Source organism: Paracoccus alcaliphilus, assembly GCF_028553725.1.
Taxonomy (GTDB): Bacteria; Pseudomonadota; Alphaproteobacteria; order Rhodobacterales; family Rhodobacteraceae; genus Paracoccus; species Paracoccus alcaliphilus.
This window is the reverse complement of record NZ_CP067124.1, coordinates 414,493-441,293: the sequence shown is the minus strand read 5'-3', so window position 1 is coordinate 441,293 and position 26,801 is coordinate 414,493. Positions and strand designations below refer to the sequence as shown.

The 26,801-nt window shown below is 62.8% G+C and carries 20 protein-coding genes and 1 pseudogene; 17 read left to right on the top strand and 4 right to left on the bottom strand.

Annotation, left to right across the window (positions count from 1 at the left end):
* Positions 1-6: 6 nt before the first annotated feature.
* From JHW40_RS02355 to tnpC, 12 genes are all read left to right on the top strand, one after another.
* Positions 7-891, top strand: coding sequence for a branched-chain amino acid ABC transporter permease (locus JHW40_RS02355; RefSeq protein WP_244519372.1), 885 nt, complete (start codon positions 7-9; stop codon positions 889-891).
* Positions 888-1,880 (top strand): branched-chain amino acid ABC transporter permease, encoded by a 993-nt coding sequence (locus JHW40_RS02350; protein WP_090617347.1) that lies wholly within the window; start codon positions 888-890, stop codon positions 1,878-1,880. The genes JHW40_RS02355 and JHW40_RS02350 overlap by 4 nt, the downstream gene beginning before the upstream one ends.
* A gap of 22 nt (positions 1,881-1,902) precedes the next feature.
* On the top strand, positions 1,903-3,162 hold the full coding sequence (locus JHW40_RS02345) for an ABC transporter substrate-binding protein (protein WP_090617368.1): 1,260 nt from the start codon (positions 1,903-1,905) through the stop codon (positions 3,160-3,162).
* A 72-nt stretch (positions 3,163-3,234) separates the two neighbouring features.
* Positions 3,235-4,005 carry an ABC transporter ATP-binding protein gene (locus JHW40_RS02340; RefSeq protein ID WP_090617345.1) on the top strand — a complete coding sequence of 257 codons (771 nt, stop codon included), beginning with the start codon at positions 3,235-3,237 and terminating at the stop codon, positions 4,003-4,005.
* On the top strand, positions 4,005-4,715 hold the full coding sequence (locus JHW40_RS02335) for an ABC transporter ATP-binding protein (RefSeq protein WP_090617342.1): 711 nt from the start codon (positions 4,005-4,007) through the stop codon (positions 4,713-4,715). The genes JHW40_RS02340 and JHW40_RS02335 overlap by 1 nt, the downstream gene beginning before the upstream one ends.
* A gap of 34 nt (positions 4,716-4,749) precedes the next feature.
* On the top strand, positions 4,750-5,946 hold the full coding sequence (locus JHW40_RS02330; RefSeq protein WP_090617339.1) for a Tm-1-like ATP-binding domain-containing protein: 1,197 nt from the start codon (positions 4,750-4,752) through the stop codon (positions 5,944-5,946).
* The gene (locus JHW40_RS02325; RefSeq protein ID WP_090617336.1) at positions 5,943-6,782 is read left to right on the top strand and encodes a phosphoenolpyruvate hydrolase family protein; all 840 of its coding nucleotides are present in this window, start codon (positions 5,943-5,945) and stop codon (positions 6,780-6,782) included. The genes JHW40_RS02330 and JHW40_RS02325 overlap by 4 nt, the downstream gene beginning before the upstream one ends.
* A 27-nt stretch (positions 6,783-6,809) precedes the next feature.
* On the top strand, positions 6,810-7,721 hold the full coding sequence (locus tag JHW40_RS02320) for an SRPBCC family protein (protein ID WP_090617334.1): 912 nt from the start codon (positions 6,810-6,812) through the stop codon (positions 7,719-7,721).
* 248 nt (positions 7,722-7,969) lie between these two features.
* Entirely contained in the window at positions 7,970-8,347 is a 378-nt protein-coding gene (locus JHW40_RS02315; RefSeq protein ID WP_272849033.1) for a hypothetical protein, read from the top strand.
* A 299-nt stretch (positions 8,348-8,646) separates the two neighbouring features.
* The gene (gene tnpA, locus JHW40_RS02310) at positions 8,647-9,063 is read left to right on the top strand and encodes an IS66-like element accessory protein TnpA (RefSeq protein WP_119752218.1); all 417 of its coding nucleotides are present in this window, start codon (positions 8,647-8,649) and stop codon (positions 9,061-9,063) included.
* Positions 9,063-9,416 (top strand): IS66 family insertion sequence element accessory protein TnpB, encoded by a 354-nt coding sequence (gene tnpB / locus JHW40_RS02305; protein WP_119752217.1) that lies wholly within the window; start codon positions 9,063-9,065, stop codon positions 9,414-9,416. The genes tnpA and tnpB overlap by 1 nt, the downstream gene beginning before the upstream one ends.
* 68 nt (positions 9,417-9,484) lie before the next feature.
* On the top strand, positions 9,485-11,050 hold the full coding sequence (gene tnpC / locus JHW40_RS02300) for an IS66 family transposase (RefSeq protein WP_272848971.1): 1,566 nt from the start codon (positions 9,485-9,487) through the stop codon (positions 11,048-11,050).
* A gap of 270 nt (positions 11,051-11,320) precedes the next feature.
* On the opposite strand, the gene JHW40_RS02295 is transcribed toward tnpC, so the two are convergent.
* From JHW40_RS02295 to JHW40_RS02280, 4 genes are all read right to left on the bottom strand, one after another.
* On the bottom strand, positions 11,321-13,678 hold the full coding sequence (locus JHW40_RS02295; RefSeq protein ID WP_090617095.1) for a DUF262 domain-containing protein: 2,358 nt from the start codon (positions 13,676-13,678) through the stop codon (positions 11,321-11,323).
* A complete protein-coding gene (locus tag JHW40_RS02290) occupies positions 13,675-15,474 on the bottom strand; it encodes a DUF262 domain-containing protein (protein ID WP_090617093.1) in 1,800 nt (599 codons plus the stop codon). The genes JHW40_RS02295 and JHW40_RS02290 overlap by 4 nt, the downstream gene beginning before the upstream one ends.
* A 75-nt stretch (positions 15,475-15,549) precedes the next feature.
* Positions 15,550-18,975 (bottom strand): ATP-binding protein, encoded by a 3,426-nt coding sequence (locus tag JHW40_RS02285; protein ID WP_090617092.1) that lies wholly within the window; start codon positions 18,973-18,975, stop codon positions 15,550-15,552.
* Entirely contained in the window at positions 18,975-20,201 is a 1,227-nt protein-coding gene (locus tag JHW40_RS02280) for a metallophosphoesterase family protein (protein WP_090617090.1), read from the bottom strand. Before JHW40_RS02280 ends, JHW40_RS02285 begins: the two co-directional genes overlap by 1 nt.
* A gap of 124 nt (positions 20,202-20,325) precedes the next feature.
* On the opposite strand from JHW40_RS02280, the gene JHW40_RS02275 reads away from it, so the two are divergent.
* The 5 genes and pseudogenes from JHW40_RS02275 (at position 20,326) to JHW40_RS02250 (ending at position 26,766) form a co-directional block, all read left to right on the top strand.
* Positions 20,326-20,652, top strand: coding sequence for a helix-turn-helix domain-containing protein (locus JHW40_RS02275; RefSeq protein WP_090617089.1), 327 nt, complete (start codon positions 20,326-20,328; stop codon positions 20,650-20,652).
* A gap of 10 nt (positions 20,653-20,662) precedes the next feature.
* Entirely contained in the window at positions 20,663-21,385 is a 723-nt protein-coding gene (locus JHW40_RS02270; protein ID WP_090617087.1) for an ImmA/IrrE family metallo-endopeptidase, read from the top strand.
* A 378-nt stretch (positions 21,386-21,763) separates the two neighbouring features.
* Positions 21,764-25,372 (top strand): annotated as a pseudogene (locus JHW40_RS02260) (baseplate multidomain protein megatron); the annotation flags it as partial.
* A gap of 10 nt (positions 25,373-25,382) precedes the next feature.
* The gene (locus tag JHW40_RS02255) at positions 25,383-26,459 is read left to right on the top strand and encodes a DUF2793 domain-containing protein (RefSeq protein ID WP_090617085.1); all 1,077 of its coding nucleotides are present in this window, start codon (positions 25,383-25,385) and stop codon (positions 26,457-26,459) included.
* A 19-nt stretch (positions 26,460-26,478) separates the two neighbouring features.
* Positions 26,479-26,766 carry a DUF6127 family protein gene (locus JHW40_RS02250; protein ID WP_085378178.1) on the top strand — a complete coding sequence of 96 codons (288 nt, stop codon included), beginning with the start codon at positions 26,479-26,481 and terminating at the stop codon, positions 26,764-26,766.
* Positions 26,767-26,801 lie beyond the last annotated feature (35 nt).

Here is a 26,801-nt window from a genome sequence, read left to right as displayed (position 1 = left end):
TTTGCCTTGGCCTGGTTTCTGACCGTCACACTCAATGGTGTGACTCTTGCCGCGCTGTATTTCATCGTTGCCTGCGGCTTTTCGCTGATCTTCGGCCTGATGCGCACGGTGAATATGGCGCATGGATCGCTCTATCTGATCGGGGCCTATGTCGGTTATGCGGTCTATGATCCGCTTTATGCTAATGACGCGACATTCGCTTATGCTTGGTATTTGGCGATCCTTGCAGGGATGGCGGCGGCGGCTCTGACGGGGATAGTGATGCAGGTCGCCTTCCTCGGCTGGATGCAGGGCCAGGAACTGCGCCAGGCAATGGTGACCATCGGCCTTTCGATCATCATTGCCGATCAGATCCTTGCGCAATTCGGCGGCTCGCCGTTCCAGTTCTTTGCCCCTGATGCGCTGTTCGGGCCGGTGGTACTGCCGGGTGTCGGACGCTATCCCTTTTTCCGCCTGTTCCAGGTCATTGCGGCGTTGGCGGTGGGCGTTGGCCTCTGGCTGATCCTGAACCGCACCAGACTTGGGATCATGGTGCGCGCGGGTGTCGATGACCGCGAGATGCTGGCGGCCTGCGGCATCAATGTGCCCCTGACCTCTGCGCTGGTCTTTGCGCTCGGTGCAGCGCTGGCGGGGCTTGGCGGCGTGATCGGCGCAACGGCGCAGCCGGTGGCGCTTGGGGTCGATACGCGGTTTCTGCTGTCCTCGCTGGTGGTGGTGATCGTGGGCGGCATGGGCTCGATCGGCGGCACTGCGGTTGGCGCGCTGCTGATCGGGCTGGCCGAGCAATGGGGGCTGGCCCTCTTCCCGACCTGGTCGGTCATCCTGACCTTCGCAATCATGGTGGCGACGCTGGCGATCCGGCCGCAGGGTATCATGGGGGCGGCGAAATGATCCGCGCGCTGCATCTGATCACCGGGCTTTGCCTCCTTACGGCGCCGCTGCTGCTGAGCGACTTCTGGCTGATGAATATCCTTGGCCGCACGCTGGTTTACGGCATCATCGCGCTGTCTCTGACCTTTCTGGCGACCTATGGCGGCTTTGTCTCGCTGGCGCAAACGATGATCGCGGGCGTGGCGGGCTATACCATCGCGATCACCGTGCCCGAGGCGGTGCCGGCGAATGGCGCGCAACTGCCTTACGCGGTGGCGATTCCGCTGGCGCTGCTGGCGGCAACCCTTGCCGGTCTGCTGGTGGGCATGATTTCGATGCGCACCAATGACATCTATCTTCTGATGATCACACTGGCGCTGGCGGTGGGGGGCAGCCTTTTCGCCCAGGCCAATACCGCGCTTCTGAATGGCTATGAGGGTATCCGCAATGTGCTGGGGCCTGAGGTGCTGGGCCTGCCTTTACGCGATCCGCTGGTCTTTTACCTGACCGCGCTGGCGATTGCGGCCATGCTTTATCTGGCGGTGCTCTGGCTGGTGAAGACGCCCTTCGGGCTGGTCTTGCAGGGGCTGCGCAGCCATCCTCGCCGGGTCTCCGCGCTTGGTTTTGACGCCGGGCTGCATCGCGTCATGGCATTCGCAGTGGCGGGCTTCATCGCGGGTGTCGGCGGTATCATGGTGACGATTTACAATATCGGCATCACGCCCGCTTCAATCGGCATGGGGGCGACCGTCAATATTCTGGTCATGTGCGTGATCGGGGGGATGCGCCACCCGGCCGGCGCCTTCATCGGCGCGCTGATCTTTACGCTGCTCGATACATTCGCGGCCTCGATCTATGACCGCGATCGATTCAACACCCTGATCGGTATGGTTTTCCTGGGGATTGTCCTTTTGTCGCCCGATGGGGTGCCGGGCCTGATCCAAAGCGCCCGCCGTCAGATGCGCAAGCTCTACCGGGGTGTTGAGGAGCGCCCTGGCAACCAAGGATGAAGCACGCATGAGGGAGGAAAACATGCAAGCTGTCAAAACCAACCCGTTCCGGCCGATGGTCGCAGCGATTGCCCTTTTCGCCGCCTTTGGCAGCCCGGCCTTCGCCGAGGACGATGTGATCCGGATCGGCTCGGTCACTACGCTGGAGGGGCCCTTTGCCACCGGCGGCCAGGATGCCTACCGCATGATGGAACTGGCCTTTGAAGAAGTCGGCTGGGAGATCAACGGCAAGAAGATCGAATGGATCCGCGAAAGCTCCAACGCCCAGGCCGATGTCGCGCTGGCGCGGGCGAGGAAGCTGATCGAACAGGATGGCGTTGATATCGTGATCGGTCCGCTGTCGGGCGCCGAGGGTATGGCGCTGCGCGACTATTCCAAAACGGTGCCCGGCAAGACCTTTGTGAATGGCTCGGCGGCGGCGGCGGATGCGACCCTGCGCGATGTCTCGGAGAACTTCTTCCGCTTCAATACCGAAGGCACCCAGTGGATGGCGGGCCTGGGCAGCCATGCCTATAACGAAAAAGGGTTGCGCCATGTGACCATCGTGGCGGCAGACTATGCGTTCCCTTATGCGCAGGTCTTTGGCTTCATGCATGAATATTGCGCGGCGGGTGGTAAGGTCACCAAACTCTGGTCACCGCTGAACACAACTGATTTTGCATCGATCATCACCTCGATCCCGGCGGATTCTGATGGGCTTCTGGTGGTGCAGGGCGGCACTGATGCGCTCGCTTTCCTGACCGAATATGCGCAGAACGGGGGCGAGCTGCCGATCATGGGTGGCTCGATTACCGCTGACCAGACGTTGCTTTCCGCCCGTGGTCCGCATCAGCGGCTGATGGAGGGGATGGTTGCGGCAGGTCCGATTGCCGATGTGATTGATGATGAGGACTGGACCACATTCGTCGCCACCTATCGCGAGAAATTCCCGGACGGGTTTGAAAGCCCGTCGATCCACGGCGTGAACTACTACACCAATACCAAAGCGGTGCTGCTGGCGCTGGAAGAGATCGGCGGTGATCTGTCAGGTGATCAGAAAGCCTTCCAGGAGGCGCTGGCGAAGGTTGAGTTCGTCAATCCGGTGGGGGCGAAGGTCTCGCTCGACAGCAACCGTCAGGCGATTTCCGATATCTTCCTGACCGAGATCATCAATGATGACGGCACCATGCGGACCAAAGCCTTCGGCAAGACCGAAGGGGTTTCGCAAAGCCTCGGGATGGAGACAGAAGCCTTCCTCGCGCTTGGGGCGCCCTCGCGCGATAACCCTGATTGCGCGCCCTGATCCCCCTGTGACGCTGCCGGGCCGGGACATCATCCCCGGCCCGGACCCTGTCCTGTTCCCGAAGAGGTTGCGATGAGATCCGTCCAGAACACCGCCGCACCGCCAGCGCTTGATTTACGCGCGGTCGGGCGTACCTTTGGCAGCCTGAGGGCGGTGGCCGATGTTACGCTTGCCATCGCGAGCGGTGAGCGCCGCGCGATCCTTGGGCCAAATGGTGCTGGAAAGACGACTCTTTTCAATACGTTACTTGGTGATTTCCCGCCGACCTCTGGCACGATTTCGCTTTTTGGCGAAGATATCACCCGCATGCGCCCGCAGCACCGGATCCGGCGTGGGATGGGGCGCACCTATCAGACCTCGCTCCTTTTCGACGGGCTGAATGTCGAAGAAAACCTCTATCTCGCGGTGCGCGGCATGCGGACGAACCGGCTGTCGCTTTTGCGCCCGCGCAGGGGAGACGTGGCGCTGGCACAGGCGCGCGCTACGGCCGAACGAATGCGGATCAGCCATTTGCTGTCCCGCGATGTCAGCGATCTGTCGCATGGCCAGCGCCGCCAGGTCGAGATCGGCATGGCGCTGGCTGCGGAGCCAAAAGTTCTGATGCTGGACGAGCCCGCCGCAGGCCTTTCCGCTGCTGAGCGCCCCGAACTGAACCGCATCCTTGCCGGTCTGCCGCGCGATCTGACCCTTGTTCTCATCGAACACGATATGGATGTGGCGCTCAGGAATGCCGATATGGTCACCGTGATGAAAGATGGCCGCGTGGTTGCCGAAGACCTTCCCGGCCGCATTTCCGACAATGCCGTGGTGCGCGAGATCTACCTTGGCGGAGGGCATCACTGATGGGCCTTTTGCAAATCTCGGACCTGCATGTCCATTTCGGCAAGGCACATATTCTGCAAGGCGTCTCGCTGGAGTTGGGGGCCGCGCCTTTGTCCATCGTGGGGCGCAATGGCATGGGGAAAACCACGCTTTGCCAAGCGATTGCGGGGTTGGTCACGGCGCAGAAGGGCGAGATCAGGCTGAACGGGCGCGCGCTGCGCGGGACAGGGCCGACCACCATCGCCCGCGCCGGGATCGCGCTGGTACCCCAGGGGCGCAGGCTTTTCCGCTCGCTGACCGTGCATGAACATCTGCGGCTTGTGGCGCAGCCGGGCACGCCCGGTGATGTCGCATGGACGATTGAACGCGTCTATGACACGTTCCCGCGTCTGGCTGAGCGCCGCCAGAACCGGGGCAACCAGCTTTCGGGCGGCGAGGCGCAGATGGTCGCCATTGCCCGCGCGCTTTTGATGAACCCGGCTCTGGTGGTGATGGATGAACCATCCGAGGGCCTCGCGCCCGTTATCGTCGACCATCTTATCCAGGTGCTGCGCCAGATCGCAGCTGAAGGGATGGGCGTTTTACTGATCGAACAGGCGCTGCATGTCGCGACCTCGGTCTCTGACCAGGTGGCGGTGATGGTGAACGGTCAGCTGACCCAGCCGATGGCATCGGCGGTGCTGGCCGGCGATCCGACGGCGCAGCAGCGCTGGTTGGGTGTGGGGGTCTGAGTTTGAGGGAGGGAATTTGGGGGGAGAAGCAAAGATGAAAACGGTTCTCGTCATCGGAACGATGGACACAAAGGCGGATGAGCTGCGTTTCGCGGCGGATCTGATCCGTGCGGCGGGGGTGCCGGTGCGGCTGGTCGACGTCTCGACAGCAACAAGCGTCGCCGGTGCCGATGTCAGCGCCGAGGAGGTCGCCGCCAGTCATCCGGAAGGGCGGGGCGCGGCGCTCGGTCTTGAGGACCGCGGGCGGGCGGTTTCCGGCATGGCGGTGGCGCTCACCCGCTGGCTGCTGGCGCAGGAGGATATCGGCGGAGTGTTGGGGCTCGGCGGCTCCGGCAATACGGCGCTGGTGACCGAAGGGATGCGGGCGCTGCCGGTGACGCTGCCAAAGCTGATGGTCTCCACCGTCGCCTCCGGGAATGTCGCGCCCTATGTCGGCCCGACGGATATTGCCATGATGTATTCGGTGACCGATGTCGCGGGGCTGAATGCGATTTCGCGCCGGGTGATCGGCAATGCGGCACATGCCATCGCGGGGATGGTGAAATGGCCGGTCCCGGCAGATGTGGGTGGCCTGCCTGGGATCGGCATGACCATGTTCGGCGTCACCACCACGTGTATCGACCAGCTGCGCGCGGAACTCGCGGGCGAGATCGAGCCCTATGTCTTTCACGCCACCGGCACCGGCGGCCAGTCGATGGAAAAGCTGGTCGAGGCCGGTCTTTTGTCTGCGGCCCTTGATATCACCGCAACCGAAGTGCCTGACCTGCTGATGGGCGGCGTCTTCCCCTGCACAACGGATCGCTACGGCGTCTTTGCCCGCACCCGCCGCCCCTGGGTCGGTTCGGTCGGCGCGGTGGATATGGTGAACTTCGGCGCGCTGGAAACGGTGCCGGAGAAATACCGGGACCGGAACCTCTACTTCCACAATGCGCAGGTCACGCTGATGCGCACCACGCCCCCGGAAAATCGTGCCATAGCGCGCTTCATCACTGATGCGCTGAACCACTGCGAGGGCGAGGTGCGGCTTTTTCTGCCGCTGGGCGGTGTTTCCGCCATCGACGCGCCGGGTATGCCATTCCACGACCCCGAGGCCGATCAGGCGCTTTTCGATGAGATCCGCGCGACTTTCCGTTCCGGGCCAAACCGCCGGCTGATCGAGACCGAGCATCACATCAACGCGCCCGCCTTTGCGGCGGACGTCGCGCGTCACTACCGGGAGACTATCCAATGAGCAGAAGAAACGTGCCCGACCGCAAGGCCCTGATGGAGCGGTTCCAAGATATGGCCGCCCGCCGTCAGCCAATTATCGGCGGTGGCGCGGGCACCGGCCTATCCGCCAAATGCGAGGAAGAGGGCGGCATCGATCTGATTGTGATCTACAACTCCGGGCGCTACCGAATGGCCGGACGGGGTTCGCTTGCCGGGGTGCTGGCATACGGCAACGCCAATGAAATCGTTCTTGATATGGCGCGCGAGGTGCTGCCCGTTACCCGTAACACGCCGGTTCTGGCCGGGGTCAATGGCACCGATCCTTTTCTGATCCTCGACCATCACCTTGACCAGTTGAAGGTGCTTGGATTTTCCGGGGTGCAGAACTTCCCCACCGTCGGGCTGATCGACGGTGTCTTCCGGCAGAACCTCGAAGAGACCGGCATGAGTTTTGCGCTGGAGATCGACATGATCGCGGCGGCACATGCCAAAGACCTGCTGACCACGCCCTATGTGTTTTCCGCCGATGAGGCAGTAGCGATGACCCGCGCCGGAGCCGATATCATCGTGCCGCATATGGGGCTGACGACCGGCGGCTCGATCGGGGCCGAGACCGCGCGCACGCTGGATGATTGTGTGCGTGACATCACGGAATGGGCCGAGGCTGCACGGGTGGTGCGCAAGGATGTGTTGGTGCTTTGCCACGGCGGACCGATCTCGTCGCCCTCGGATGCGGAATATGTGTTGCGCAACGCGCCCGGGATCAACGGCTTTTATGGTGCCAGCTCGATGGAGCGGTTGCCGGCAGAACTGGCGCTGGTTGACCAGACCCGGCGTTTCAAATCTCTGACGTTCTGAACCAGCCCTGAAAATAAGGAAATTGCTATGGCACGCGCCTTTGCCAGCCGGATCATCAATGTGCCTACAGGAGTGGTCTGGGCTGTGGTCCGGGACTTCAATGGCTTGCCGAAATGGCATCCGGCGATCCGCGACAGTGAAATCGAAACCGGCGCGCCCGCCGATCAGGTCGGGGTGATCCGCGCCTTCCACCTGCAGGACGGGACGCTTGTGCGCGAACGACTCCTGTCGCTTGACGATAGCCGCTACGGCCTCAGCTACAATTTCGAAACCCCTGCCTTCCCTGTCACCGATTACCGTGCCGGGATCGACCTGATCCCGGTCACGAAAACCGGTGGCACCTATGTGCAATGGTGGGCGGAATTCGACGAGGCTCCGGAAGATCAGGGCAAATACGTTGAGCTCATTTCCGACGCTGTCTTTGCCGCCGGGCTGGAGGCGCTGGAGCTTTTCGTCAAAGATCTGCCTGCCACCGATGAGCCCCTCTGGCAGGGCTGGCGTCCGGCCAAGGTCTTTGTCTCGACGCCGATGGCGGTTCCGGTCGATAACGTATGGCAAGAGATGCGCGACTTCGCGGGCATGGATTGCTGGCATCCTGACATCAGCGCAATGGTGATGCTGGATGGTGCGCCATCAGATCAGGTCTCAGCCGTGCGTGATTTTCAGTTCGGACCAGGGCGGCTGCATGAGCAGCTGACGCTGCTGTCGGATACCGATCGGGCGTTTCGCTATCGCATCCTGAAGAGCCCGCAACCCTGGATGAACTATCACGCGGGCGCGCGGCTCTGGCCGGTCACCGCAGATAACTCCACGCTGGCGGTCTGGACGGCGGATTGGGTGGCATCTCCCAATGACGATGTGACGCTGATCCCGCTGGTGCATGACCATGTGTTCCAGCTGGCTTTAGACACGCTGGATGCAAAGCTGCGGATGGGATAGTTTCTCGGGGTAATATAACGGCGAACCGACTGGTTTACACATCGCTTGCCAGCCATCGCAGACCGGCCGGAATACGTGGTTTTCATAGACGAAACCGCGGCGAAGACCAATCTTACCCGCTTGCGGGGCCGGGCCCTGCGTGGCACACGCCTGACCATGGATGCGCCCTTTGGCAGTTGGGGGACACAGACCCTGATTCCCGGCCTTGCACCGGATGCCCTGATCGCCCCCTGGTTCATCAGGGGGCGATGGACGGTCCCGCCTTCGCAACCTGTACGCGCGAGATCCTGATCCCGGAGATCGAGCCGGGAACCGTGGTGATCCTCGACAACCTTGCCACTCACCGCAACAAGCAGGCTGCCGAGGCTCTGCGTGCCCATTGCTGCCGGTTCCGATACGCACCGTTTAGGCCAAATCCCGAACTGACGATCCAGAGGCACGACATCTTCGATCATCTCGACCGGGGTGAGCTTGCCGAGACGGGCTTTATCGCCATGTTGTGCAAGACCATCCGTCCAAGGATCAAACTGAGGCGATGTGCCCGAGACAGCCGACATGGGCGAGATACTGCATCACTGCTGCGGGGTGACAACCCTTCGATCTTGCAACAGCCATTGACGTCGTGACCACCTCCAACGGCATCGGGTTCTGATATTGGGGGCAGCCCTCAGCGGTATTGCGGCGGAAAGGAATGCAGATAAACGCTGTTATGATGCAAGCGCCCGCAAAGAACGTCCGTCATCAAGAGCGGCAAGTTCAAGTATGATGGCACTGGCCCTGACCTGCCCCCCGGAAGTTTCTTCGCCGCGATGTAGAGTCTGCCCGTAAGCGCGACGCCGATCCCCTCCTGCCATTTTTGAGTTGATGCCTTCATTCTCCACGCACATGTGCGGCGGAGGTTTTGGATTTGGAGAGAGACGGCAAAATGGGCGTCCAATTGGACGGCTCTATAGGCGTCGGGGTCTCGCGGCTTGAGGTGATCGGGGGGCCAAGCGGTCGTCGGCGGCGGACGAAGGCAGAGCGGGCGCGGATCGCGGCGGAGAGCATGATGCCCGGGGTGACGGTCGCAGATACTGCGCGCAAGCACGGCACGACCCGCTGGCAGATTTACGATTGGCGCAAGCAGATACGCAAAGGTAATTTGGTGGTGCCCGAAAGCGTGGCGGCCTTGCCGTTCTTCGCGGAACTGGTGGTTGATGACAGCGCGACTGAGGCTTCGGCGGCCGTCCCCGGGTCTGATCTCGAAATCGTGGTGGGCGACATCGTCATCCGCGCGGGTCCTGGTGTCGACGAGGGCCAACTGACCCGGGCAATCCGCGCGGCACGGGCAGCGGCGTCGTGATGTTCGGCCAGGGCGGCCCGGTGAAGGTCTTCGTGGCGACCCGGCCTGTCGACTTTCGCAAGGGGATCGACGGTCTGGCACTGGCGGTGCAGGAGATGTTCGGGATGGACCCGTTCTGCGGAGCCGCCTTTGTGTTCCGAGCGAAGCGGGCGGATCGGATCAAGCTCTTGATCTGGGATCAGACCGGGATGGTGCTGGTTCACAAGCGGCTCGAGGGCGGCAAGTTCGTCTGGCCACAGGTGCGCGACGGGGTCATGCGCATGTCCGGAGCGCAGTTTGCAGCGCTGTTTGAGGGCGTGGATTGGCGGCTGGTCCGACCCGAACGGGCGCGGCGCCCGCTGGCGGCGGGGTGACTGGCAGGCTGCGTCGAAACGCCTGTTTTTGCTGGCCTGCAAGGGCATCCTGTGATTCACTTCCCGCCATGGAAACAGCTGATCTTGCGCGCGAAAACGCCCTGCTGAAGGCCCGCCTCGCCGAGGTGGAGGCGACGCTGGCCGAGACGCAAGAGGCCAATCGGCGGCTGCAGGATATCCTGCACGCGGCGCAGCGCGAGAAATTCGGCAAGCGCTCCGAAAAGCTCTCGCCCGACCAGTTCAACCTGCCCCTGGAAGATGCCGAATTTGCTCAAGGTGTGCTCGAGGCAGCACAAGAAAAGGCCGAAGCGGCGATGCAGCGGGCGCGCGGGGAAACACCCCGCAAGCCCAAGCGCAACCGCGGGCATCTGCCGTCCCATCTGCCTCGGGTTGAGCGCGTGATCGAGCCTGCCAGCACGCTCTGTCCCTGCGGTTGCGGCGAGATGTCCAGGATCGGGGAAGACGTGTCCGAACGTCTCGACGTGATCCCCGCCCAGTTCCGGGTGCTGGTCACGCGGCGCCCGAAATACGCCTGCCGCCGTTGCTCGCAAGCTGTCGCGCAGGCCCATGCCCCCGAGCATGTCGTGCCCGGCGGGCTGCCCACGGAACTCTTCATCGCCTGGATTATCGTCTCGAAGTTCGGTGACCACCTGCCGTTTTATCGGCAGGCCGAGATCTTCAAGCGGCAAGGGATCGATCTGGACCGCGGCACACTCGGCAACTGGGTCGGGCGCGCCTGTTTCCACCTGATGCCCGTCATCAACCAGATGCGTGCCCATCTGCGTGGCGCAGACCGCATCTTCGTGGATGAAACCCGCGCGCCGGTGCTGGAACCGGGCCTGAAACGCACCAAGAGCGGATTCTTCTGGGCCGTCGTATCCGATGATCGCGGCCATGGCGGGGCTGGCCCACCCATCGTGCTCTTCCACTATGCCCCTGGCCGGGGTAAGGCGCATCCGCTGAACTTCCTCGCCGGATACCACGGCCGCTTCCTGCAATGCGACGCCTACCAGTCCTACAACGCGATGACCGAGATCGCGCGCGACAATGGCCCGTGGCAACTGGTCTATTGCTGGACCCATGTCCGCCGCCGCTTCGTAAAGCGCTTCGAGAGCGATGGTTCACCCATTGCCGAGGAAATGCTGCGCCAGATCGCGCTGCTTTATCAGATCGAGAAGTCCGTGCGGAGCAAGGAGGCCGCTATGCGCCTTGCTGCCCGGCGTGAGCATTCGGCCCCGATCATCGCGGCGCTGAAACCCTGGCTGGAAGCCCAACTCTCGCGCATACCGCAGAAATCCCAGCTTGCCGAAGACATCCGCTACTCCCTCGCGCACTGGCCCGGACTGATCCGCTTCCTCGAGCACGGCATGCTGGAACTCGACACCAACCCGGTCGAGAACCAGATCAGGCCGATTGCCCTGACAAGAAAAAATGCACTCTTCGCCGGGAATGAAGTCGGCGCCGAAAACTGGGCTATGCTCGCCTCGCTGGTCGCTACCTGCAAGATGTCCGACGTGAACCCGGTCGACTATCTCGCCGCCACACTGCGCGCCATCCTCGACGGTCACCCACAAAGCGGTATCGAAGACCTCATGCCATGGCGCTTCAACCAGCCGTCAAGCCTCGCAGCATAGGGCCGCAACGTCGCGCTTACGGTTGAAGCGTTTAGGTTCACGCTGCTTCTAAGTCCCTGCTGGTAGGGGAGATTGAGCGCCCTCGACATTGCGAAACAGTGTCCAATTCGGGCCCCCGCAACCAAATTCCTACGCGTTATCAAATGCTTAAGAGCCGCCCTCCGGGGCGGCGTTTGCGTTTGGGACCACCGTGGAAGCACTGTGGAAGCAAGAGGGGTCGAAGTCCTTCATGTCGCTGCGTGAATCTCTGACCGTGCTCACGCAAAACGCTTACGTCTCATGTGCGAAGGCGCGCGCGAGTGCGAGCGCTTCGGATTCTATGTCGCTGCGTTTCACGTCTTTGGTCAACCAGCCGTCCTTTTCCTCGAAGCCGGCCCCTTTCAGGATAGCGATTAGTTCGTCCTTCGGCTCCTCGGGCTCCTCGAGATAGAGCTCATAGCTATCTGGACCCTCACTGATGCACAGGTAGAACTTGGCAACGTCACCGTCGAAGTCTCGCACGAAATACAGACCAGGTTCCTCTTCTGTCGACGTTGCCTCGTAATAAATTGTCGAAAAGCCGTATGGCTTCATGTCAGACGCGAGGCTGTCGTACAGGCAGTAGGTAAACAGTTCCGCATGTCGTCCGTTCATTTGCGTCTTTCTAAGAAGGTAGACGCCTCCATCTTCTGAGAAGCGCATCATTCTGTAAGTGCCGTAGTCGTAGGCCGACGGCGTTGCAAGGATCGCCTCACGCCACGGATCGATTTCCGATGCAGACTCGATGACGCCGCCAAGATCAGCGGCATATGTGTCTGGGTCATCAATTTGGTCCCAGAGGGCCTTTAGAATCTGGCTTGGCTGACCACCCGCAGCTGCACTGCGAAGAAGTCTCTTCCAACCCCAGGCCTCGTCGTATGACGTGGTCAGCAACGATCGATTTCTGCCGACATTCGGCAGGAAATTTCCGACCGCGAGAAGTGCGCGCTCCCAGAGCCGGCCAGATCCCTTCGGGTGTTGCACAAGGTCGTCGAACATCTGTGAGGCGCATGCGAGATAATGTTCGAACGGTTCCACTAGTTCGCTTGCGGTAGCTGTGTCGAGACGCTCAAGTTCGGCATCCACCTCACCAAGCTTCAAGCCGCAGCAGCGTAGCAAGAACCCAATCTGCCCTCGAAAATAGGTATGCCGCTCTGCCCGGGCGAGCCGTTCCGGCCAGCCGCCGCCGAAACCGATGAGATGAGCTTTGATCCGCTCCTCTGCGACCTGCTCGCGGGAGAAACCTCTCACGTCGCCGTCCGAACTCGCGAGGTGGTTGAGGATATCGTTCATCCACGGCGTGAGGTCCCGGAGACCAGCAAAGCTCCGACGCAGGTCTTCGGGGCGATTGTAATCGGTGTTGGTTGCGAGGTTGGAGACGACCCGCATCCATGCATCGAAAGCAGTGGAATCAATCTCTCCGGGCGAATGGACGAGAAACTGGGTATAACCGGCAAGCTGAGCAAGCTGTTGGAAGGTAAGGCTGGTCGGCTTGGTGAGTATGTCCTGAAAAAGAGCCTGTTCATCGAGATGCCGCGTGTCGGGAAGATAGCAGCAGAACGTTTCGGGCCCCGCGCTCCACCGCTCCAAGAGCGTGATCAGAGCCAGGACCATTTCCTGATCCAGCCAACCCCTGTCGTGAAACCACGTATAGCTGCTAGCTCGCGCCATCGAGCGAAGGTCGGCCAGATCAAGCGAGGTTGCAGCAGCTTCGGGATCCCTCGTCACCATGATCACTGCCCGCAGCAGGTTCATGATGGCGTCGTCGAAGGTGGCGGTTTTCTTATCACGGAACGGCCAGAAAAAATCGGACCAGCGCGTATCAATCCGATGAGAGAAGAAGTCTGCAAGTGGCGTCCCATTGCAGAGATCCGGCGGAGCGTCCTTGAATTGGTTTTCCAGATGCCTCTCGAAACGTGCCTTGAATGTCTCGAATGGAGTTAGCGGTTTCCCACGCGCATTCATCTTGATGTACAAATCATCCGAGAGGTCAAACTGCTCAAGATCAAGAAGTTGGAATGTGATCGCGGGAGCCGTTTCGTCGATCAATCGGGCATAAAGGCCCGACGTTTTCCGGAAGACCTCGTGCATCCTGTCCAACATTGATAGTGCTGCACGAATCGTTGGATCGAACCGCCAGCTGCGAAAGTACCAAGGCTGGTCAGTTATCATCCCTGCAATGTCTTCGCACTCCCCGGCCGAGATGTCCGGTATATAGTTGGCAAAGGCGTTGATGAAATCCCGACTACTGGGACGCACTTCGTAGCTGAAGCGAGACCGTCCCGATGTGACGATCCGACTGCGGAGGTCTTCGCTGCAGCCGTCGACCCAAGCGAGATACCAGTGCAGCAGAAACAACGTGGTGAGCCGCTGTTGGCCGTCGAGCGGCTGAAAGGAGCCGTTTACGATGCTCCCGTAGACAAAGTCGAGATCGAGGGGCAGTGTTGGGTCTTCTTGAGGCAGGCACAGCGCGTCGTAAAGGGATTTAAGGAAGTCGTCTCGGACGATGTGCTGGTCCGCCCGCCCTTGCGCATAGTCTCGCTGGATAACAGGGATCTCAACACGGCCGTGACGTTCGATCAGCTTGCCGAAGGTGGTTCGCGAAGTCATCGGCTTGCCCCTGCTTGCCCAAGGAAGAATCGCGTCAGCGTTCGACTGATCGCATCTAGGTAGTCTTGTCCGTCCTGATCGGTCCAAAACATGACGTTGCCAACCGTGCGGCTGTAGCATTTCAGGAAGACGTTACGAGTGCAGAGAGGGACAAAAATACCGGACCTGTCGTTTTCCAACAAAACGCTGCGCTTTACCGCAAAGACCGCATTTCGATAGCCGCGGTTGGTCCGCGAATCCAGCAGTGTCAGGTTTGCGAGGTCGTGGTCAGGGCCGTCCATCGCCTCGTTGAAGAACGATAGAATCTTGCCGTCGATTTCCTCGAAGCTCGCTCGGCTGCCTGGCTCAGAATCTGGGTCGAGGTAGGCTTCAATGCTTTCAGCAAGCGCTTGCTCGTCTTCTTCCTTGGCAGTGCGCAGGAACATCAAGCAGTGGCGCAGCCATTCGTCCTGCTCTCGGGGGCGTGAAGGTCGTTCGTCGCTCACTGAGCGTATGTGCTCGATATCCCAAGACTCTCGCTTGAAACTATCGAACTGGAATCGGATGTTTGATCGCGGATCCTCAAGCAGCGTTGCCAGATTGAACAAAAGGAGCAGGCTCCGCACCTTGGGTGCATTTGCGTAGTCGACTGTACGGCAGAGATTGGTGATCTCTTCCTCAAGTTCATCTGGGGAAGCCGCCGATAGATCACTTCCGAGCACCATCCGATAGACCCGATTGCGAAGACCTTGGGAAAAATCGTGTTTGCTAAATGCTTGGCTGTCAGCAAGGAGTTCGGTAATCGTGGAAAGTCCACCACCGGTCTGATTGAGAACAAACCCAAGGACGTGGAAGAGGTATCGGTCTTCGTACCATTCCTCCAGCGCCATGAAGATATCCTTCACCTTGCGCCATTCGATCTCGGCACTTAGTTCTGCGCTCAACAGGTCTGAAAAATGGGAAAATACCGCGTAGTCTTCCCCGTTCAACGCATGGCCTTCCATCCTTGCAGCGAGCCGAAAGACAAGGCCGATCCGGTTTGCGTCATCGAGGTCGGCGTTCTGCAGGAAATACCAGACTGAGTTATCCTGCAGCCGTTTTTCGATCTGATCCCATTCGTAAGCAATCCGCAACGAAAGATTGCCGGTAGCATCGTCCTGGGCCGCGCGGCGCAGGAACAAGGCACGGACCAGTTCAGCCTCTGTAAGTGGTATCTTCCCTATGTTCAGTCGGGTGAAAGCTGCAACCGGATCGTCATTGGGCGCCAGCTCGTACCAGATGACCTTCACGTTCCGACCGGCCTCATCGTCGTTGAGCAGATGCTGCAGCAGCTTTAGCGCATGCATTCGGTCGCGGCCGGCAAGCCATTCCTCAATCGCTAGCCAAGCCTGGCAGATGTGGTAGAAATCTACGTTCTCGTTGGATCGGTCGAGATCGATTTCATCAAGAAAGGCGCGGTCACGCGTCTCGTAGTCGATGGAAAAGCGTTGTTTGCCGAGCAGTGTGAGGATTTCATTTCGGTGGGAGAGCAGGATAAAGATGGTTGTCAAACGCTGCTGCCCATCGACGACCTCGTATCCCCCGTCTTCCAGCTTGCGGACAACTAATGGCTGGAGGCAGTAAAAGGAGGTTCGGCGTTTCTCCTCGCTGGCTTGGATAAAGTCCCAGATGTCATCAAGGAGTTGGGTAACCTGTAGCCGGTCCCAGCGATATCCGCGCTGGTATGCGGGGATCCAGTACCGTGCCGGGGAGCCGTCTTCATCAACGAGCAGCCTATTTATTGATCTCAGCTCGATCGCTGCACTCTCAGATGGCATCCATTCCTCCTTGTCCTTTTTACTGTCTGCCAACCGGAGCGAACGACACGGGGGGTCTTAACCACGTGCGCCATCTCACAGCATGTGTACGACAGGCTGCACATCGCAAACTTCCTTGGCTATTTCGACGACGTGACGGTGATGCGTGAGGTAGATTGCTTGGCCACTTCTGCCGATCCGCTCCATCAATCGGCACGCTGCGCGCGTACGATCCTCATCGAAGGTCTCGAAAACGTCGTCACAGAAGAAGGGTAGCTGAACCCCCTGTGCTACCATTTGTTCGTAGGCCGCGGCGCGCAGCGCCAGATAGAGTTGGAACCTCGTTCCCTTCGACATGTCGCCGATCTGCTTGGGGGTGCCGCTCGCATCGACCGCCAACAAGATTTCAGCCGCACCGTCCGGTTGTGTCAGCAGCTTCTGGTAGGCGTTATTCGTGAGCTCCGCAAATGCACGCTCAGTGGCTGCCATCATGTCGCTCCGATGCCTGTCGCGATAGCGGCGGATGGCGTCTTCGGCGAGGCGTAGACCGAAGTCCCGCTCCAGATAGTCAAGAACCGCCTCTTCGATCTGAATCTGCAACGTGGCGCGCCGCTCGACCAGCTCGGCGATCTCTGCGCCGCCGGTAACACTGCCGAGGTCCCGCTCGGCATTGGCTCGGGCCACGGTGGCGGTGGACATCCGCTCTTCTGCGAGGTTGAGATCGGTATCTAGGGACTTCGCTTTCGCCTCGAGCGTTGTAGCGGTTTCATCGGCAAGTAGCTGGCGGGCTTCCTCCACCTTCCGCAGCGAGAGGTCGTCGAGGATCTGCCGTTCGAGTTCGGCGACTCGTTCTCTTTTTGCGATGACGTCGAGGCCCTTGCCCACAGCGGTCCGCAGGGCGTCAATAGTGCTGGTATCCACCGTCTCCGGGAACACCGCACCAAGTTCCACCACTTTCCTGTCGATGTCTTCGAGCTTCGCCTCGAGTTCCGTTCGCCGAGTTGCACCGTCCTCAAGCCTAGTGCCGAGCTTCTCGTGCTGTGACTTGTCAGCCTGCGCTTGTTCTGCGAGCTCCCGCAGGCGCCGGAACGTGTCGAGAGGGTCGCTCTCCCCGATGCCGAAACGTGCACCAAGGGCGCCAGAGGCTTCCGTGAACCGGCGCTGATCGTCCTGCATCGTGTTAACCTGGCGCTCGGCTTGTCGTCGCTTTTCGTTATGTTCGCGTATTTCACGCAGCTGCCCGAGAGCTGCGGCAAGTTGGCCGGGTGAAAGCGTCTCGCCGAAAAGCTCATGTACCTTTGCTTTCCAGGCCGCAGCAGTCCTCTCTGCGGCGTCCTCAAGGACTCCTTGCTCGCCTTGCCGGCGTTCGAGATCCTCATCGAGGGCGGCGGTCTTGTCTGAGGCTGTCCGCACCTCGTCCTGATAGCGCCGTTCGGTTTCGGCAAGACGCCGCGCGGCGAGCAACGCTGCATCCAATGTCGGGGTCTCCAACGCGACGAGGGGCGTGAGCGCCTTACGAAGCCGCTCCGCCCGATCCAGCGTCTCCCGGTGGTGTTCGGCAAGCCTGTTCCGTTGCCGCTCAGCGGTTATGGCTTTGCCGTAGAGCGCAACCCAGTCCGAAAAAGCCGAAGGGGAAAGCGCTGGAAGCCCGATCTGCGAACATAGACCGTGGACTTGGCTCTCGAGCTCTCGTGCCTGCTCGGCGAGCCCATCGCGCTGTTCCCGGGTCGTCGTCGCGCGTGCTTCCGCGTCCGCCAGATCCTGCAGGAGCTTTCGCAGTTCGCCGAGCTCGCTAGCGTGGGCGAGACGCGCAGCGTTGATGTCGTCCACCGTTTTCATCGCCGGCGCAAAGCTGTCGGCGCTCTCGGAAGTCAGTGTCTCGCGATGCGCTTGCCACAGGGCGTCACGCCGGGCCCGGGCCTCCTGTTCCACTTCGTCACTGGCAATCCTTGCGTCTTCCGAGAGCCGGGTGGTTTTCGCCTTCACGGCGGCGATGTCCTCGTCCAAACGCTCCAACCTGTCGTCAAAGCGTCCGAGCTTCTCCGCCAGATCGGCATGGCGTTGGGCAGTGTCTGCTGCTGTCAATGGATCGGCCTGGCAGACCGGGAGGGCGCTGAAGGTGCATGCACCGATGGAAAGCGCGTCGAGCACCTGCTCCAGGGCCGTGTCGGCAGACGCGATGGCTTGTGTCGCCGTGGCGACTGCTGGTGCCAGGGCATCGGCGTCGAACCGCTTGAGCAGATCCACTAAACCCATCTGCGGCGGAGCTTCCAGCAATGATTGATGTGCCTTCCGGGCCTGCTCGATTCGGGTCTGCAAGCCCGTGATCTCGCGTTGCTCGGTCTCCCAAGCCGCGGCGGCGTCTCGCATCTTGTCACGCAGGTCTTCAAGGATGGCAATTTCTCCCGGAGACGTGACAAGTGCGGTGACATCGCAATCTTCGGGTGCCCCCAGATCCTGGGCGATGCGTGCCATGTCCGAAAGAGCCTCCTCGTGGGCCCGTTCGCGTCTGGGAAGGTCCAGCACCGCCGTTTGCATCCGGCTGCGCAGTTCGTCCAGATCGTCCAACTGCTCGGCGACGGCTAGGCGGTCCGCGTCTATCACCAGCGCGGCGCGCGCCTTTTCCGCCTCGTCAAGTTCGTCTAGCAGCCGCCGCAACTCGGCATCCGCCTGTCCCCGGTCGGTCCTCATCGTGACCAGATCTTCGGGATTGATGTCGATCCGCTCGGGATAGTCGGCGCAGTCGGCGATCTCGTCCGCGAGGCGGTCCATCTCACCCAGTTCGGGCAGGGCCCGGCGCAGCGCGGCAATCTGCGCCTGTTCGGCCCGAAGCTCGTCCCGTGCCTGCCGAGATTGCATCTCTTCATCCCTGGCGGCCTGAAGCGCATCCTTCAGCTTTCGCCACGCGTTGGCGCTGACATCGAGGGTGCGGATGTTGGTCTCGACCTCACTCAACTCGCGCTTCAGTTCCGCGACGCGCGTGGTGCTGGCGCGCTTCTTGTAAAGGCCGTTTGCCTCGGCCCGCGCCTGTTCCAGAACTGCATTGAGGTCCGCGACACCGGCTGCCGCGGAGAACAGCAAGCGGCCGATATCGCCTCGCGCGCTGGCGATGTCTTCGCCACCCTTCTCGATGGTGTCGTCGTCGAGACAAAGCAGGCTGCGGTAGTCGTCGAGCGACAGCCCGCCGAGGTGAGAGGCGATCGCGGTCTCGGGTATGGCCGCGTCGGCCTCTCCCCTGAGATTGCCACTGCGGGACGGCAGTCGCGTAAACAGGCGGGTTTCGCCTCCGATGTCGAGCAGACCTGAGATCCGAAGATTCTGTCGCTGGTGCTGAAACCCGTAGGGCTCCCGATGGGGGAAGCCGTAGAGAAGACGCAGATAGGCTTCCATTACTGTGGTTTTTCCGGCTTCGTTCGAGCCGTAGATCACGTGGAAATCCGAAGCCTGACCGGCTTTCCCAAAATCGAGGACCTTGCCCGTGAAGTGACCAAAAAAGTCGAGAGAGAGCCGTTCGATCCGCATCAGGGCGTCGCTCCCTTCATTCGCGCAAGGATCCGATCTGCGCCGGCTTCGGCGAGACGCCGCGCAAGCTGGTCCATTGCCGCTTCGTCAGGCAACAGCTCGGCACGTCGTTGCGGCGCCAACTCCTGCAGAATGCCTTCAATCTCAGCACGGCAGGTTTCGGAAAACCCGGGTTCCTCGCGGATGGTCTTCATGATCCCAGCCAACTCGTCCGTGGCGCTGTGCCCGGGCTCTGCGGTGTCGGACAGGTCGAACACGACCTTGTCCAGCCAAAGCGTGCCCGTCTCCCGAGCATATTGCGCCGCGGTCTCTTTCCAGACGTCCTGATCACGCAGGACCTGCCAACGACGGCGCGTGCTACCGGTAAGCTCCAGGCGAACCACGGCGCTTTCCGACACCAGGTTTCGCGCCGTGTCTCGCAGGGTCCGCCTAAGCACATCGCGCAGCGCGTCGTCGCTGTCGGTATCAGCAACGTCGACCTGGATGTGCAGGAACTCCACGGCCGAGGTCGGTACTTCTTCGATCTCGATTGCCTTATCGATGGTCAAGAGCGTCGCGGATTTCGGACCAGGCTCGCCCATATCGCGTCCCTGTGGCGTTCCGGGCATAACGATCCATGGCGCCTCGGCGTGGACCTGCCGGCGGTGAACATGCCCCAGCGCCCAGTAATCGAAGCCAGCAGCAGTCAGTTCACCGACCGTGCAGGGTGCGTAGGGATCGTGGCCCTCTGCGCCCGCGAGGGAGGTATGCAGCATCGCGATGTTGACGGCGCCTTCGACCGGCGCCGGGAACTTTGGCAGCAGACTTTCCGGGGCGTGACGGTTGGCGAAGCTGACGCCGTGGATCCAGACGTCCTCCGCGAGCTGCACCTTGCCGCCGCGCCCGTCAAAGACATGAACGTTATCGGGCAAGGTCAACTCGCCGGTGAGAGGGTTCTCGGCGTCGTGGTTGCCCTTGATATAAAATGCTTGGATCCCGCGTTCGCGTAGGCGCTCCAGTTGGAGCGTCAGGAAGGCGGCAGTCCGCGCGCTACGCTCTGCCCCGTCGAACAGATCGCCTGCAATCAGCAGGGCGGCTACTTCCTCGGCAAGCGCGGTGTCGACGATCCTGGTTAGCGCGGTACGGCTCGATGTCCGGACCCGATCCCTCAGCTCGGGGTCGCGCAGCGCTAGGGACCTCAACGGGGAGTCGAGGTGAACGTCGGCCGTGTGAAGGATCCTGATCATTTAGTTGCTCCCGGCTCCGAACGTCACATCCCGCTTCGCTGTTGATACTCTTGGGGATAAGGCGTAACAGTTCGCATATCCGCGAACAAGCGGATTGACAGGGAGAGCAAGCGATGAACCGGCCATGTCCGCCGACGGTGTGACCTTCGGCCAGGCGATTTCGAAGTCCCGCAAGGGACTCGGTCTCAGCCAGAAGGAGCTCGCAGCGCGCGTGATGAAGGAAGAGGGCGGCGGGTCGATATCCCCGCAGTACCTCAACGACATCGAGCACGACCGACGCAGCCCCAGCTCGGGGCACCTGATCCGTCAGTTCTCCGGCATCCTGAACATACCGGAGGACTACCTGTACGCACTCGCAGGCCGGCTGCCGGATGATCTGCGGCCGGACGCGTCCACCCCGGACAAGGTCGTCGAGGCCTTCGCCAATTTCAGAAAGACATTGAAAGAGTAAGGAGGTTTGCATGGTGAAGATGATCCGTGACAACACGGGCCGCTTTGCCGAGCGACCCTTCTACCGCGAGCGGGATCTCGACGATGAATGCGAGCGGCTGATCCGTGAGCTCTTGATGAAGCGCCACGGAAAGGTCGACTATCCCGTGGAGACCGACGACCTGACCGTGCTGATCGAGATGCACCACGCGGATCTCGACCCGTACGCCGACCTTTCCGCGTACGGGTCCGATGTGGAAGGGGTCACCGAGTTCTTCCCAAACCGGGGACCCAAGGTCTCCATCTCGGAACGTATCGCCGCCGACGAACGGCGCGAGAATCGCTTCCGCACCACGCTCACCCATGAGTTCGGGCACGTGAAGTTCCACGGGCCTCTCTGGGCGCAGAAGTTCGCCAACGGCGACCTGCTCGAGCGCGGGGTGAATGCGAACAAGGCGATCTCCAAGCGCGACAACATGCTGGACGCCCCGCAGTCCGACTGGATGGAATGGCAGGCCGGCTATATCAGTGGCGCGCTGCTGATGCCGGCCACGCCGGTCCGTCGCCTCGTTTCCGACTACTGCGGCCCGCGTGAGCTGCATGGCGATATCCATGTTTCGACGGAGCATGCCACGCAGCTGATCCAGATGGTTATGGAGCGTTTCGCGGTTTCCGAAGAAGCTGCGCGTATCCGGCTGTTAAAGCTGAACCTGATCACTTCGACGCACGGGCAGCCCTCGCTCTTCGGGCGCTGATCGCGAATCCGCGGAAGTGCGTATTTTTTCGATTGACTCCCCTCTGGCGCGAGATACGCTGATTAGCAGATCAGCCGATGAATGGAATCGCCAGAAAGGAGATCATGGTGACTGCACTGTCCGCCTTCCTTCGCAAGACGCCCGGCGAGGCGCTGCGCGAATACTTCGACCGGCCGGAGATTGGCCTGCCCACCGAATTCGACTGGCCCGCATCGGACGCCGATCTGTCCGGGCCGCTTCTCGGCGCCATCGAGAAGATGTCCCGCGTCCAGCGCGACCGCATTTCTAACGACGCCGAGCGCGTCCATGGCCTGTCCGATGAGCCCGGGCAGGCCGCAATCTACAGCGTGGCCGAGGATCCCGCCTTCCTCGACGGGCTACTACGCCAGCTTCGCCGTCGCCTTGTGCGAGGGCCCGATCACCGGCATCGGCCGCATCTGGGCCGACGGCAAGCCGATGGACCTCTCCGGCGTCACCTGGCGCTGGTATCCGGGCAATGAGGCGCAGACGGCGGACCCGTTCATCGCCGCGAGGATGGGCGCGGCCAGCACCCCCGCCTATCGCGGCACCGCCTATGTCGTCTTCGAGGAGCTGGCGCTCTCGACCTATGGCAACCGGCTGCCGCAGCTGTCCTTCGAGGTGTTCCGCCCGCTCGCCGATCCCGACACCGCCGAGGGGCTCACCCGCGCCGTCACCATGATCCCGGCCTCGGGCGAGTTCACCTATGCCACGCAGGCCATCCGCAAGACCGATGGCGGCGCGACGGTGCCCGAGAACCTGAACGCGCTGGCCGACTCCACCGACATGGTCGAAGCGCTCGACCGGCTGCAGGCCATGGCCCCGGCGGTCGAGAGCGTCAGCCTCGTCGTCGCCTGGTTCGGCGACGATCTGCGCGCGGGATCCTGCAAGGTGCGGCCGGGCGTCGAGGTATCGGCCAAGTCGACCACGCCCGCCAGCTGGTCGGTCAATGGCGTGAGCCGCGCCAGCGCCTTCCTCGTCAGCCGCGACGACGAGGACCGCCCGGTCTATGGCGGCACGCCATCCGACTTCGCGGTGGTGCAGGCGATCCAGGAGATGAAGTCGCGCGGGCTGCGGGTGACATTCTATCCGTTCATCCTGATGGACGTGCCGCCCGGCAACACCCTGCCGAACCCCTATTCCGACAACGCCGCGGAGACGGGCCAGCCCGTATTCCCCTGGCGGGGGCGGATCACCTGTTCTCCAGCGGCGGGTTTCGCCGGGACCGTCGACAAGACCGCCACGGCCGCAAGCCAGGTCGCGGCGCTGTTCGGCGCGGCCACGCCCGCCAGCTTCAGCGTCTCGGGTGAGAGCGTCAGCTGGACCGGGCCATCCGGTGACTGGGGCCTGCGACGCATGGTGCTGCACTACGCCCATCTCTGCGCGGCGGCGGGTGGGGTGGACGCCTTCCTGATCGGCACCGAGATGCCGGGGCTGACGACGATCCGCTCGGGCGCCAGCACCTATCCGGCGGTGCAGGCCTACCGGGATCTGCTCGCTGATGTGCGCTCGATCCTCGGGGCCAACACGAAGATCGGCTATGCGGCCGACTGGTCGGAGTACTTCGGGCATCAGCCGGGCGATGGTTCGGGGGACGTGTTCTTCCACCTCGACCCGCTCTGGGCCGATCCGGAGATCGATTTCGTCGGGATCGACAATTACATGCCGCTCTCCGACTGGCGGGACGGCTTCGAGCATCTCGACGCGGCCGAGGGCTGGCCCGCGATCTACGACCGCGCCTACCTGCAGGGGAACATCGCGGGCGGCGAAGGCTTCGACTGGTTCTATGCCAGCGCAGCGGACCGCTCCGCGCAGGTGCGCACGCCGATCACGGACGGTGCGGCGGCCAAGCCGTGGGTCTTCCGCTACAAGGATCTGCGCGCCTGGTGGTCGAACCCGCATTACGACCGTCCGGGCGGAGTGGAAAGCGGGACGCCGACGGCGTGGGTGCCGCAGTCGAAGCCGATCTGGTTCACCGAGTTGGGCTGCCCGGCCATCGACCGTGGTACCAACCAGCCCAACGTCTTCTTCGACCCGAAGTCGTCCGAGAGCTTCACGCCGCATTTCTCGCGGGGCTGGCGCGATGACTCCATCCAGCGCGCCTATCTCGAGGCGACCTATCTCTGGTGGGGCGAGGCCGCGAACAACCCGGTGTCCTCGGTCTACGGCGGCCGGATGGTGCATGTGCCCGAATGCGCCGCCTGGACCTGGGACGCGCGGCCCTATCCGTTCTTTCCGGCGCTGACCGACGTCTGGACGGACGGGGCGAACTGGCGGTTCGGCCACTGGCTGACGGGGCGGCTCGGCGCGGTGTCGCTTGCGGCGCTGGTCCGGCACCTCTGCCTGCGGGCCGGGATGCCCGAGTCGAGGATCGACGTCTCCGGCCTCTGGGGCGCGGTCGAGGGCTACGCCATCACTGCGCTCGAGAGCCCGCGCGCCTCGATCACCACGCTGTCGCGGCATTTCGGCTTCGATGCCGTGGAAACCGAGGGGGGGATCCGCTTCGTGATGCGCGGCCGAGCGTCGGTTGCCACCCTCGCACCCGACGATCTGGTGGCCGCCCGCGAGGGCGACGTGCTGGAACTGACGCGCGGCCAGGAGACCGAACTGCCTCAAGCGCTGAAGTGGCAGGTCGCGCGTGCCGACGAGGATTACGACGCGGCCCTCGTCGAGGCGCGGCGGATCACGGTGGACACGACCCGGATCGCGTCCGAGTCCTTCTCGATGGCCGTGCCGCCCGAGGAGGCCGAGCGCCGCTGCCGCCGTGCCCTGATGGAGGCGTGGGTGGGCCGGGAGACGGCTGCGTTCCGCCTGCCGCCCTCGCGCCTGGCGCTCGATCCGGCCGATGCGATCCGGCTGGAGCATGACGGCCGGCTGGTCGACCTGCGGCTCGTCTCCATCGCCGACGCCGAGGCGCGCGGCATCGAGGCGGTGCGCCAGGACCGGGCGACCTACGACCTGCCGCCCGGCGATCCCCGCGCGGCGTCGCTGACGCGGGCGGTCGTGTTCGGCGCGCCGGATGCGGTGCTGATGGATCTGCCGCAACTGACCGAGGACCAGGCCGCGCATCGACCGCTGATCGCCGCGCACGCGGTTCCATGGCCGGGCGAGATGGCGGTGTTTCGCAGCCCCTCGACCGATGGCCTCGAGCTACTCACGACGTTCGGCAGCCGCGCCCGGATCGGGACACTGGTCTCGGACTTCTACACGGGCCCCACGTCGCGCTTCGATCTCGGCAATGCGCTGGTGGTCGATCTGCTGACCGGCACGCTGGAGAGCGTCACCGACCTGACCCTGTTCGGCGGGGCGAACGCGCTCGCCATCGAGAGTGCGCCCGGCGTCTGGGAAATCGTGCAGGCGGGCGTGGCAGAGCTTCTGGCGCCGGGTCGATATCGTCTGACCGGGCTCCTGCGTGGCCAGCGCGGGACCGAGGGCGCCATGGGCAACCCGGCACCTGCTGGCGCGCGGGTCGTGGTGCTCGACGACAGCCTCGCAACGCTGCCGATCGCCGAGGCCGACCTTGGGATCCCGTGGAACTGGCGCATCGGCCCGGCCAGCCGTTCGGTCAGCGACGAGACCTATGTCGCGCAATCCTTCACGCCTCGGGGCGTGGGGCTGCGGCCGTTCTCGGTCGCCCATGTCGAGCAGCCGTGGCGCAAGCCGCGTGCGCCCGGCGATCTGACGATACGCTGGACCCGCCGGTCCCGCGCGCTCTCGGCCGACAGCTGGGGCGGGCTCGAAGTGCCGCTGGCCGAGGAGCTCGAAGCCTACGATGTCGAGATTCTCGACGGCGCTGCAGTGAAGCGGACCCTGTCCACGACCACCACCAGCGCGGTCTACACCGCCGCCGCCCAGACCGCCGATTGGGGCGCGCCGCTTGAGCCCGGCGACACGCTCGACATCCGCATCTTCCAGCTCTCCGCCCTCGTGGGACGGGGCGCGCCGAAAACCGTCACTCTCACATTCTGAGGGCCATGCCATGTCCGACGCCACGACCCATCTCCTGCTGCCCTACATCCTGGCGGCGCAGGCCCAGAAGCATGTCACCCACAACGAGGCGCTGCGGCTGCTCGACGGGCTTGTCCATCTCTCTGTGCTCGACCGCGATCTGGCAGCACCCCCAGCGAGCCCCGCCGACGGCGACCGATACATCGTCGGCTCGGGCGCGACGGGCGACTGGGCGGGCTGGGACTTGAATGTCGCGCTCTGGACGGACGGCACCTGGCTGCGCCTTCCACCACGGACCGGCTGGCGGGCGTGGGTCGAGGACGAGGGCCTGCTGCTGGTCTACGACGGCGCGGGCTGGGTCGGGACCACCCCGGACGCGCTGCAGAACCTCGCGCTGCTGGGGCTCGGGACCACCGCGGATGGGTCGAACCCGTTCTCGGCCAAGCTCAACGCCGCGCTCTGGACGGCGAAGACCGTGGCCGAGGGCGGCACTGGCGATCTCTTCTACACCATGAACAAGGAGGCCGCAGCCGACGATCTCGGGCTGACGCTTCAGACCAACTTCGTGACCAAGGCGCTGGTCGGGCTGTTCGGCTCCGACAGGTTCCGGCTCGCCGTATCGGCCGACGGCGGCACCTTCTTCGACGGGCTCAGCGTCGACAACGCCAACGGCATCGTCGATCAGCCCCGGCTGCCGCGGTTCAAGGCGTACACGAACTACGACAACTATGTCGGCGTCGGGGCCTGGACCAAGATCGGCCTCAACAACACCGACTACAACGATCAGGGCGCGTTCGACGCCGCGAATAACCATTTCGTGGCCCCTGTCGACGGCACCTACCTCTTCGGCGCGACGCTGCTCTACAAGATCAACGCCAGCGCCACGGCCCGCATGCGCGGGCGGCTCGTGCTGAACGGGACGACCGAAATCCGCGGCTCCCTCGGCGAAATCTCCGCCACCCATGTCTCGCTCGCCACAGCCATCTGGCTGCAGACCATGGTGCCCCTCACCGCGGGCGATACCGTCGAGCTGCAGGGGTATTTCCGGGTTGCGGACGGCTACTTCGCCGCCGACCAAACATCCTTCTGGGGCTGCAAGATCGGCTGAGCGGCGGAAGGAGGACCCGATGACCCCACCCCGATCCGAGGGCTTCGTGCGCATGCCCGACGCCGAGTTCGAGGCGATCCTGACCCGGGCCGCAGAGGAAGGCGCGAAGCGCGCGCTCGCCGATGTCGGTCTCGACGGCGACGAGGCCGCGCTCGACATCCGCGACCTGCGCTCCCTGGTCGATTGCATCCGCCTGGTGCGCCGCACCGCCATGCAGACCGCCGTCCGCATGATCACCACCGGCGTCATGCTGGCGCTGCTCGCCGGCATCGCCATCAAGCTCAAGATCTTCGGCGGCAGCCCGTAGCCGCGCCCCATCCCCATTCATCAGCCCGCAATGAC

What these genes read in the sequence shown, in the direction of transcription:
- JHW40_RS02350 (WP_090617347.1), top strand. Translation starts at nt 888, where the DNA reads ATGATCCGCGCGCTGCATCTGATCACCGGGCTTTGCCTCCTTACGGCG.
- JHW40_RS02345 (WP_090617368.1), top strand. Translation starts at nt 1,903, where the DNA reads ATGCAAGCTGTCAAAACCAACCCGTTCCGGCCGATGGTCGCAGCGATT.
- JHW40_RS02340 (WP_090617345.1), top strand. Translation starts at nt 3,235, where the DNA reads ATGAGATCCGTCCAGAACACCGCCGCACCGCCAGCGCTTGATTTACGC.
- JHW40_RS02335 (WP_090617342.1), top strand. Translation starts at nt 4,005, where the DNA reads ATGGGCCTTTTGCAAATCTCGGACCTGCATGTCCATTTCGGCAAGGCA.
- JHW40_RS02330 (WP_090617339.1), top strand. Translation starts at nt 4,750, where the DNA reads ATGAAAACGGTTCTCGTCATCGGAACGATGGACACAAAGGCGGATGAG.
- JHW40_RS02325 (WP_090617336.1), top strand. Translation starts at nt 5,943, where the DNA reads ATGAGCAGAAGAAACGTGCCCGACCGCAAGGCCCTGATGGAGCGGTTC.
- JHW40_RS02320 (WP_090617334.1), top strand. Translation starts at nt 6,810, where the DNA reads ATGGCACGCGCCTTTGCCAGCCGGATCATCAATGTGCCTACAGGAGTG.
- JHW40_RS02315 (WP_272849033.1), top strand. Translation starts at nt 7,970, where the DNA reads ATGGACGGTCCCGCCTTCGCAACCTGTACGCGCGAGATCCTGATCCCG.
- tnpA (WP_119752218.1), top strand. Translation starts at nt 8,647, where the DNA reads ATGGGCGTCCAATTGGACGGCTCTATAGGCGTCGGGGTCTCGCGGCTT.
- tnpB (WP_119752217.1), top strand. Translation starts at nt 9,063, where the DNA reads ATGTTCGGCCAGGGCGGCCCGGTGAAGGTCTTCGTGGCGACCCGGCCT.
- tnpC (WP_272848971.1), top strand. Translation starts at nt 9,485, where the DNA reads ATGGAAACAGCTGATCTTGCGCGCGAAAACGCCCTGCTGAAGGCCCGC.
- JHW40_RS02295 (WP_090617095.1), bottom strand. Translation starts at nt 13,678, where the DNA reads ATGACTTCGCGAACCACCTTCGGCAAGCTGATCGAACGTCACGGCCGT.
- JHW40_RS02290 (WP_090617093.1), bottom strand. Translation starts at nt 15,474, where the DNA reads ATGCCATCTGAGAGTGCAGCGATCGAGCTGAGATCAATAAATAGGCTG.
- JHW40_RS02285 (WP_090617092.1), bottom strand. Translation starts at nt 18,975, where the DNA reads ATGCGGATCGAACGGCTCTCTCTCGACTTTTTTGGTCACTTCACGGGC.
- JHW40_RS02280 (WP_090617090.1), bottom strand. Translation starts at nt 20,201, where the DNA reads ATGATCAGGATCCTTCACACGGCCGACGTTCACCTCGACTCCCCGTTG.
- JHW40_RS02275 (WP_090617089.1), top strand. Translation starts at nt 20,326, where the DNA reads ATGTCCGCCGACGGTGTGACCTTCGGCCAGGCGATTTCGAAGTCCCGC.
- JHW40_RS02270 (WP_090617087.1), top strand. Translation starts at nt 20,663, where the DNA reads ATGGTGAAGATGATCCGTGACAACACGGGCCGCTTTGCCGAGCGACCC.
- JHW40_RS02255 (WP_090617085.1), top strand. Translation starts at nt 25,383, where the DNA reads ATGTCCGACGCCACGACCCATCTCCTGCTGCCCTACATCCTGGCGGCG.
- JHW40_RS02250 (WP_085378178.1), top strand. Translation starts at nt 26,479, where the DNA reads ATGACCCCACCCCGATCCGAGGGCTTCGTGCGCATGCCCGACGCCGAG.